Source organism: Bacillus sp. FJAT-29790 (assembly GCF_019039215.1).
Classification (GTDB): Bacteria; Bacillota; Bacilli; order Bacillales; family Cytobacillaceae; genus Cytobacillus.
The window spans coordinates 2,727,266-2,736,317 of the sequence record NZ_JAHNZZ010000001.1 but is presented as its reverse complement, the minus strand read 5'-3'; the positions used below and the strand labels follow the sequence as shown (position 1 = coordinate 2,736,317).

The window sequence follows — 9,052 nt, the reverse complement described above, 5'->3', positions numbered from 1 at the left end:
TCGTAAAGTTTGTTGCTTTTATAATGTGATTTTTATTTAATAATCTGAGTTGATTGGAGCGGGGGGCACTTGACTCCAGCGGGAATTGACGGAACGGGAGACCCCACAGGCGGTAACGCCGAGGAGGCTCCCGTCCCTCCCCGCGGAAAGCAAGTGCCCGCAGCGGAAATCAACGGGCAAAATTTCAAGGCTAAAAACAACAATATATGCGAAAACAACCTTTCTTTAAGAAAAGTTATTGTCTGAACAAAAAACCTAAAATGGCAAGAACGATAATACCTCCCCATATCAATAATTTGGTTGGGGATATTTGTTTTGGTGAAGGGCGCCCTTTTGGCCAGCGGATTGAACTGGATAAATTGAAGAATACTTCAGGTTTTCTTTTATTAGGCAGTAATGCCACACCGATCAAAAAGCCAGCAAGAAGTCCGAATAGATGGGCAGTCACATTAATGTTTGGCTCTAAAAAGGTCATGATGATTCCGACAACGGTAATGGTTAAGATGATTTGAGCATTTGCTTTTGAAATCAGGTCTTTTCTAAATAGGATGACAGCAGAAAAAAATCCGAACAAACCGAATATAGCCCCGCTTGATCCCACGTGAATATAAGTTAACGGTTCGAGTAGCAGCGTGGCAACGTTCGCAGCGATCCCTGAGGCCAGATAAACAAAAATAAACTTCCCCTTCCCTAGGATCTGTTCTAAGGCAGGCCCAAAAAGAACGAGGGAAAAGCTGTTAAAGAGCATATGGGCAAATCCGCTATGCATAATAATAGGTGTGAATAGTCGCCAATACTCTCCTTTTACTATATAAAGGTTAACTCCGGCAAAATTTTCAAGAACCCATGAATTTGGTAAAAATGGCAAGACAGTAAGTAAATAAAGTACAATATGAATAGAGATAATGGTGGAAACAACTGGGTAATAGCGGATAAACTCTTTAAAACTTTCGGTTCTAGTAAACATAAAGGCTCTCCTTTTCTTTTCTTGTATATCCATCATAGCCTGAAAATGAAAATTGCATTATGTATTTTGCCTTTTTATAAGTGGATTCCTTACACCCTACACTGTTTATCGAAAATATCCAACGACTTATTCTACAGTATTGTTTATGCAGCTATTAAATCGAATAGAAGGAAGATGAAATATGATTTCTGGGATTGGAATTGATATCGTTGAACTTGGCCGGATTCAAAAAATCTGCGAGAGGCAAGAGAAATTTGCCGACCGAATATTGACTGAAAAAGAAAAGGCGAATTTCAATAAATTAACAGAAAAAAGAAGGATCGAGTACCTCGCTGGAAGATTTGCTGCTAAGGAAGCGTATTCGAAAGCGATTGGAACAGGGATTGGCGAAGCTTTATCCTTCTTGGATATTGAGATTGAAAAAGATGAAAGAGGGAAGCCTTTTATTTCTAAACCACAGAAAGATGGTGTTCACCTCTCAATTTCCCATAGTAAAGAGTACGCTGTTGCCCAGATTGTAATTGAAGAGTAAAACAGGAAAAATCAAATTCGCCTTGGCGTAATGGCGCCCAGATGTTTACCAGGGGTTTGCCCCCCTACTAAATTGGATACCTATTTGCATTCATCTCGCCACTTATATAGATTAGGAACTTCTGCTGAATAAAGTTAAAGCAATGATAAGCATGAATGAAGAAAACAAAAAGCTTCTCATTCCCTTAAGCATATTCTTAAAGGTTGTCTCATATATTCATAGTGCAATAGGAGAGACAAGGCTAGACGAAGAGAGTGGGACGGTTCCCTTACTGAATGTCTGCTTTGATCTCCACCACAACAAGCGCAAGTTGTTGTGGTTGGACAATATGATGAATCGAGACAAAAGGGGTTGAAACGATGAGGAGAAAGTGGTTGATGCTGCTAGCCGGGCTATTGGTTGTTGTTCTATTGTCTGCCTGCGGAACGAAATCACAGGGTGATGTAACAAAGGAGTTGAACGGAAAACTCGGGGAAATAAAAAGTTATCAGGCACACGCAAAAATGACATTGCAGATGGGGACGGAGCCGCAAACATACGATATAGAGGTCTGGCATAAAGACCCATCGTATTACCGTGTGAATTTAAAAAATGTGCAAAAGGATCAAAGCCAGATGATCCTTCGCAATGATGAAGGTGTATTTGTCCTTACACCAGCACTGAATAAAAGCTTCCGTTTTCAAAGTGAATGGCCTCAAAATAGCAGCCAGGCTTATTTATACGAATCGTTAATTAAAGACATTACTGAAGATAAAGAAGCCAAATTCACTGTCACGAAAGATCATTATGTGTTTGAAACAAAGACAAGATATCAAAATAATCAAATGCTCCCAACACAAGAAATCACCCTGAAAAAATCCGACTTATCTCCTGTAAGTGTTAATGTAATGGACACTGATAAAAATGCCCTTGTCAAAGTGCTGTTTTCCGAGGTTAAATTTAATGCGAAATTTGATAAAAAAGATTTTGATATGCAAAAGAATTTAACACGCGTTCAACTAGAAGTTCCTGTTATGGCAGAACTGAGTGATAAAGAGTTCTCTGTTAAATATCCGACTGAGTTCCCTGGAGCTGATTTAACGGATGAAAAAGAAATAAAAACAGAAAATGGAAAACGGGTAGTTTTAACGTATGATGGGGAAAAATCTTTCACACTCGTACAGGAAAAAGCAGTAGTAATGCCTGTCTCTTCTCTTACTTCTATAAAAGGCGAGCCTGTTGATTTAGGCTTTACTATTGGTGCTCTTTCGAATAAAACGATTTCGTGGACATATCATGGAGTCGATTACATGCTCGCTTCGAATGACTTAACCGATGAAGAATTGGCTGCCGTTGCACGTTCGACCCAAGAAAGTATGGTTAAGTAGAAAAATCAGGCTCTGTAGAAGGAGCCTGTTTTTTTTTGTCGTTTTAAGTCAAAAATTGTTTGACAAATTCGACAATGGCGTTTGATAATTATAGATATAAAAATTTTCCGACCGGATGTTAAGGGTGTGAATGAGGTGGATAGTCTAGCCGTTTTTTATAGGGATACTTGGGTGGAAGTAAACTTGGATCATATTTCCCATAATATAGAGTTAATGAAGAAGCATCTCTTTGATGTTAAGATCTTTTCAGTCATAAAGGCGAATGCATACGGACATGGGGACGTAGAAGTTGCCAAAGCTGCATTGGAGGCTGGTGTCTCTTATTTGGCTGTTGCGTTTTTGGATGAAGCGCTTGCGCTAAGAAATAAAGGAATTACTGCGCCTATCCTAATACTGGGTGCATGCCGGCCGGAAGATGCGGGAATCGCGGCCAAACATAAAATTACCGTTACTGTTTTTCAGAAGGAATGGTTGCAGAAAGCAAAAGGGTATATTGAAGCTGGCGATAAATTAACGATGCATTTGAAGTTTGAAACGGGCATGGGTAGATTAGGCATCCGAAGTAAAGAGACGTTGATGGACCTTGAAAAAATTGCTGAAGATGATCCCCACCTGTATATTGAGGGCGTTTTCACCCATTTTGCCACAGCAGACGAACTTGACTCCACTTATTTCAATCAGCAAATGGACCGTTTTCAAGAAATGCTATCTTGGCTAAAAAAAACACCCAAATGGATTCATTCCAGTAATAGTGCGGCCGCCTTGAGGTTTCCGGAAGCCCATTTAAATGCTGTCAGAATGGGCATTTCAATGTATGGGTTAACACCGTCAATGGAAATGGAACCAATTCTTCCTTTTCCATTGAAACCAGCCTTATCCCTTCATACAAAACTCGTTCATGTCAAAAAAGTTCAAAAAGGGGATAAGCTTAGCTACGGAGCTACTTATGAAGCAATGGAAGACGAATGGATCGGAACTTTGCCAATTGGATATGCCGATGGATGGATACGAAAGCTACAGGGACAAGAGGTACTTGTGGAAGGAAAAAGAGTCCCGATCGTTGGCAGAATTTGCATGGATCAATGCATGATAAAGCTACCATCGGAAATGCCTGTCGGAACCCCAGTTACCCTTATAGGGCAGCAGGGGAATGAAGAAATTACTGCAAATGAAATAGCTAAAAAGCTCGATACAATTAATTATGAAATTACTTGTATGATTACCGGGAGGGTTCCTAGGGTTTATAAAAAGAACGGAGAAGTCATTCGAATTATTAACGCTCTTTTTTAAATTATAGCAAGGCGATATGTTTTTGGAAGGTAAATCGAACCCGCGGCGAGACAACAATATTGTTTAACAGCGCCAAGATTTTTATGACAGAATAACGGAACTTTTAATGATCTAATTCCTGAATTAATAGACAGAACCTCACTGAACGAGAAGTATCACCTAATATCTATTGGTAGCAAAACATCATAAATGCATAAAAGGTTAATTTTTTGGCCGATAATACAGAAGAATTGACAAATCCGCTTTGCATAGGGCTAGAATGATGGTAAGATATTATATGGTAGATATAAAATGGTGTGTAGTGATGGTGGAGGTGTTTGTTTGTGTCTGAGTCCAGCGCAACAACAGAGATTATGGTGAAATTACCGCAACATCTTGTAACCGAGTTAGAGAGCTTTGTTAAGCAGGAAAACGTTAATCGGAGTGAATTCATTTATCAAGCAACCAAAATGTATTTGCGCGAACGGAAGAAGAGACAAATTCGTGAATCCATGAGGCGAGGCTACATGGAAATGGCGAAAATAAACTTGACGATTGCATCTGAAGCATTTCAAGCAGAATTTGAGGCAGAACACACAGTTGAACGTCTAGTAAGTGGAGGATAATCCCTTGATTGTCAAACGTGGTGACGTTTATTTTGCAGACCTATCCCCTGTTGTTGGTTCAGAACAAGGTGGCGTTCGTCCAGTGCTTGTCATCCAAAACGACATCGGGAATCGGTTTAGTCCCACAGTAATTGTTGCAGCGATCACTGCTCAAATTCAAAAAGCTAAGCTGCCTACTCATGTTGAAATTGATGCGAAGCGCTATGGTTTTGAACGGGATTCGGTCATTTTATTAGAACAAATTCGTACGATTGATAAACAGCGTTTAACTGATAAAATAACCCATCTTGATGACGAAATGATGGAAAAAGTGGATGAAGCTGTCCAGATTAGTTTGGGCCTCATCGAATTTTAGTAAAAAAAATGCTCTTGCAAAAGGGCGTTTTTATGATAGCTGTTAAATATTTCTTCTGGGCAAGCATCTAATGCTTGTCTTTTTTTAGGCTGTTTTCGTAAAGTTTGTTGCTTTTATAATGTGATATTTACCTATTAAATCTGAGTTGATTGGAGCGGAGGGCACTTGACTCCTCGAAAATGCTATCGCATTTCCTTCGTGCGTGGGCAGATTCAAGGATGTAAATGCAGTATCCTGCGAGAGATAGAGGGAAGCGGGAGACCCCGCAGGCGATAACGCCGAGGAGGCTCCCGTCCCTCCCCGCGGAAAGCGAGTGCCCGCAGCGGGAATCAACGGGCAAACTTTGAGAGCCGCAAACAACAATATATGAGAAAAGAGCCTTTTTTTATGAGTAAACATCTGCCGAATATGAAACATAAGCAAGTTTTTGGTAAAATGGAAAATAGACTGAAAATGCTGGGGGTATGAAATTGGAGAAAACCATGAATAGACATGATCAAGTTCTAGAAATGATTTCAACTGAACAATCTATTTCAATGAAACAAGTAAAAAACACAATTGAGATGTTGGAAGAAGGAAATACAGTTCCTTTTATTGCCCGCTACCGGAAGGAACAGACAGGTGCACTTGATGAGGTTCAGATCCGTGATATTATGGAGCGCTGGCAATACATACATAACTTAGAGCAGCGTAAAGAGGAAGTTGTTCGTCTAATAGATGAGCAAGGAAAGCTCACTGAGGACTTAAAAAACAAAATACAAAAGGCTGTCAAACTGCAGGAAATCGAGGATTTGTACAGGCCTTATAAACAAAAGCGCCGGACTAAGGCGACGGTAGCGAAGGAAAAAGGTTTAGAGCCATTGGCTGAGTGGATTCTTACTTTCCCATTAACAGGTACAATCGAAGATAAGGCAAAGGGATTTCTATCTAAAGAAAAAGAAGTGAATACTATCGAGGAAGCGATTGCCGGAGCAAAGGATATTATCGCGGAATGGGTATCTGATGAAGCGGACAGCCGAAAATGGATTCGAAGTGAAACGGCCAGAACTGGAACTGTAGAGTCGTTGGTAAAAGATGAAAAAAATGATGAGAAAAGAATTTTTGAGATGTACTACGAATATGAAGAGCCAGTTGCAAAGATTGTCCCTCACCGTACATTGGCGTTAAATCGCGGAGAAAAAGAGGATGTTTTACGAGTCAGCATAAAGCCGAATATCGATTTCATTTTGAGTTATCTTCATAAAAAATGGGTGAAGAATGAAAAGTCCCCGGTTGCCGCACTTGTGAAAGAAGCATATGAGGATGGGTATAAACGTTTAATACAACCTTCAATTGAGAGGGAAATCCGTAATGAGTTAACCGAGAAAGCCGAAGAGCAGGCAATCATGATCTTTTCTGAGAACCTGCGAAAATTACTACTACAGCCGCCGCTAAAAGGTAAAGTCGTTTTAGCTGTAGATCCGGCCTATCGAACAGGCTGTAAGCTCGCTGTTGTCGATGAAACAGGCAAAGTCCTGAAAATAGCCGTAATCTATCCGCATCCGCCGGTCTCGAAAGCTAAAGAAGCGAAGGCCCAAATTATTGATTTATTAAATACATTCCAAGTGAAAATGGTCGCAATCGGAAATGGAACGGCATCTCGTGAGACAGAACAATTTGTCGCGGATATTTTAAAAGAGCTTAAAGAGGAGATATATTACCTAATTGTCAATGAAGCAGGGGCTAGTGTGTATTCAGCTTCTGATTTGGCGAGGGAGGAATTCCCTGAACTTCAGGTAGAGGAAAGAAGTGCTGTCTCAATTGCGCGCCGCCTGCAGGACCCGTTAGCAGAATTAGTAAAAATTGATCCGAAATCAGTTGGGGTAGGGCAGTATCAGCATGATGTTTCACAGAAAAAACTCACGGAATCCTTAACGTTTGTTGTAGAAACAGCTGTTAACCAGGTGGGGGTGAATGTAAATACCGCCTCATCATCACTGCTGCAATATGTAGCGGGACTGTCCAAATCAGTGGCTAATAACATTGTGAAGAAACGCGAAGAAGAAGGTAAATTCTCAAATCGCAAGCAGTTGAAAAAAATTCCTCGTCTCGGAGCAAAGACATACGAACAGGCAATTGGCTTCCTAAGAATTATAGACGGTACAGAACCGATGGACCGTACGGGCATTCACCCGGAAAGCTATCCAGAAGTAATCAAATTTCTTACTAATCTAGGTTATAAAACAAGTGATATAGGATCTCAATCACTAAAAGAATCACTTTCGCAATTAAATATTGCGGAAACGGCTGAAGAATTAGGAATGGGTGAATTAACATTAAGAGATATTATTGATGCTCTAGTGAGACCTGAAAGAGATCCGCGTGATGAATTGCCAAAACCGCTCCTAAAGAAAGATGTACTACAGCTGGAAGATTTGAATCCAGGCATGGAGCTTCAAGGAACTGTCCGAAATGTTGTCGACTTCGGGGCTTTTGTTGATATCGGAGTGAAGCAGGATGGGCTTGTTCATATTTCTAAATTAAGACGTCAATTTGTAAAGCATCCACTAGATGTTGTTTCATTAGGAGACGTCGTAACAGTTTGGGTTGACTCTGTTGATAAAAACAAAGGAAGAGTATCGTTAACAATGCTTCCGCCATCTGAATAATGAGAGAACACTGTTCCTAGGCTGTCTAGCTTCAGCGCCTAGCCCCGACGTACAGGACGTACTAGTGTCGACAATGCGAATAAACATCGCAGGAACAATCGGTTTTTGATTGTTCCGAAGGCGCTTCCGCTTTCCTAGGAGCAGTGTTTTTTCTTGTAAAAAAACCAGCATTGGTTTAGTAATTTTATTTGGTAACGGTCTTTTTCGAAAAAAGCGCGTTGCATTTGATTTTGAAACCACGCAGGCATTTGAAAACCTCCCAGATGTTAATCTTAAAAATGAGCTAGACATTAATAAGCCCACCATATAATTAAAAGATGACTTTTTAAACAAACTACGCTTGCCTTTATTGCTGGGAGAGAGCTGTATTTTTGAAGAAGAAGGAAGCGGTAGTTACGCTATTTTACATCAGTATAGGTATATACAATGTATGCTATAACTGGTTGTCATGTTCATAATAATTTAGAAGGGAAAATAATAAGATGGATGATTTGGAACTACAAAGTCTTGTCGAGAAAATTTCAATTAAAAGCTTCGGTAAGCTGTTTCAACATAAAGCTTATTTCAATTCAAGACTTCGGTCGACTGGTGGACGATACATGTTAAACACACATCATATTGAGATAAACAAAAAATATCTAGAACAGCTGGGCTTTAACGAATTAGTCGGCATCATTAAACACGAGCTCTGTCATTATCATCTTCATATAGAAGGGAAAGGTTATCAGCACCGTGATATTGATTTCAAGAAATTATTGAAAGAAGTCGAAGCCCCTCGATTTTGTTCCCCGCTGCCTGAACAAGTTAATAGGAAAGCTATTAAAAGAGTAATCATCTATATTTGCGGAAACTGTGGTCAAACCTATCAGAGGAAAAGGATGATTAACACACAAAGGTATGTATGTGGAAAATGTCGAGGGAAATTAACTAAGAAAAAAGAATTGACATTAAGTTAATATATCTATTATATTTATTTATCATAAACGAAAAAAAGTGGCTGAATTTTTTCGGAAAAATTTCTTGACTTTTAATATCTAGGTTTCTATAATATAAAGAGTCGATAAGGAATACAGTTCCTTATTTGACCAAATTATACTAATTATTCCGCAGTAGCTCAGTGGTAGAGCATTCGGCTGTTAACCGAACGGTCGCAGGTTCGAATCCTGCCTGCGGAGCCATATGGGGAAGTACTCAAGAGGCTGAAGAGGCGCCCCTGCTAAGGGTGTAGGTCGCGTAAGCGGCGCGAGGGTTCAAATCCCTCCTTCTCCGCCAGAACTTTTTAAAAAAC

Annotated in this window: 9 protein-coding genes and 2 tRNA genes; 9 read left to right on the top strand and 2 right to left on the bottom strand. The window is 40.0% G+C overall.

What is annotated here, in order from left to right; genetic code table 11:
* Positions 1 to 235 precede the first annotated feature (235 nt).
* Positions 236 to 967: a rhomboid family intramembrane serine protease gene (locus BGM26_RS12915; RefSeq protein ID WP_217040201.1), complete on the bottom strand. Its 732-nt coding sequence runs from the start codon at positions 965 to 967 to the stop codon at positions 236 to 238.
* A gap of 181 nt (positions 968 to 1,148) precedes the next feature.
* Here BGM26_RS12915 and acpS point away from each other — a divergent pair, with 181 nt between their 5' ends.
* From acpS to BGM26_RS12885, 6 genes are all read left to right on the top strand, one after another.
* The gene (gene acpS, locus BGM26_RS12910; protein ID WP_217040200.1) at positions 1,149 to 1,499 is read left to right on the top strand and encodes a holo-ACP synthase; all 351 of its coding nucleotides are present in this window, start codon (positions 1,149 to 1,151) and stop codon (positions 1,497 to 1,499) included.
* 359 nt (positions 1,500 to 1,858) lie between these two features.
* Positions 1,859 to 2,866 carry a LolA family protein gene (locus tag BGM26_RS12905; protein WP_217040199.1) on the top strand — a complete coding sequence of 336 codons (1,008 nt, stop codon included), beginning with the start codon at positions 1,859 to 1,861 and terminating at the stop codon, positions 2,864 to 2,866.
* A 135-nt stretch (positions 2,867 to 3,001) separates the two neighbouring features.
* Positions 3,002 to 4,156 carry an alanine racemase gene (gene alr / locus BGM26_RS12900; RefSeq protein WP_217040772.1) on the top strand — a complete coding sequence of 385 codons (1,155 nt, stop codon included), beginning with the start codon at positions 3,002 to 3,004 and terminating at the stop codon, positions 4,154 to 4,156.
* Between the two features lie 323 nt (positions 4,157 to 4,479).
* The gene (locus tag BGM26_RS12895; protein ID WP_217040198.1) at positions 4,480 to 4,761 is read left to right on the top strand and encodes a CopG family ribbon-helix-helix protein; all 282 of its coding nucleotides are present in this window, start codon (positions 4,480 to 4,482) and stop codon (positions 4,759 to 4,761) included.
* A 4-nt stretch (positions 4,762 to 4,765) separates the two neighbouring features.
* Entirely contained in the window at positions 4,766 to 5,116 is a 351-nt protein-coding gene (gene ndoA / locus BGM26_RS12890) for a type II toxin-antitoxin system endoribonuclease NdoA (protein ID WP_009336311.1), read from the top strand.
* A 482-nt stretch (positions 5,117 to 5,598) separates the two neighbouring features.
* Positions 5,599 to 7,764 (top strand): Tex family protein, encoded by a 2,166-nt coding sequence (locus tag BGM26_RS12885; RefSeq protein ID WP_217040771.1) that lies wholly within the window; start codon positions 5,599 to 5,601, stop codon positions 7,762 to 7,764.
* A 134-nt stretch (positions 7,765 to 7,898) separates the two neighbouring features.
* On the opposite strand, the gene cmpA is transcribed toward BGM26_RS12885, so the two are convergent.
* Entirely contained in the window at positions 7,899 to 8,012 is a 114-nt protein-coding gene (gene cmpA, locus BGM26_RS12880) for a cortex morphogenetic protein CmpA (RefSeq protein ID WP_217040197.1), read from the bottom strand.
* Positions 8,013 to 8,246: 234 nt separating this feature from the next.
* Between cmpA and BGM26_RS12875 the strand changes: the two genes are divergently transcribed.
* The 3 genes from BGM26_RS12875 to BGM26_RS12865 all read left to right on the top strand — a co-directional run bounded on the left by BGM26_RS12875 (position 8,247) and on the right by BGM26_RS12865 (position 9,036).
* The gene (locus BGM26_RS12875) at positions 8,247 to 8,720 is read left to right on the top strand and encodes a SprT family protein (protein ID WP_217040196.1); all 474 of its coding nucleotides are present in this window, start codon (positions 8,247 to 8,249) and stop codon (positions 8,718 to 8,720) included.
* 147 nt (positions 8,721 to 8,867) lie between these two features.
* Positions 8,868 to 8,942 (top strand) — tRNA-Asn (locus tag BGM26_RS12870).
* A 3-nt stretch (positions 8,943 to 8,945) separates the two neighbouring features.
* Positions 8,946 to 9,036 (top strand) — tRNA-Ser (locus BGM26_RS12865).
* Positions 9,037 to 9,052 lie beyond the last annotated feature (16 nt).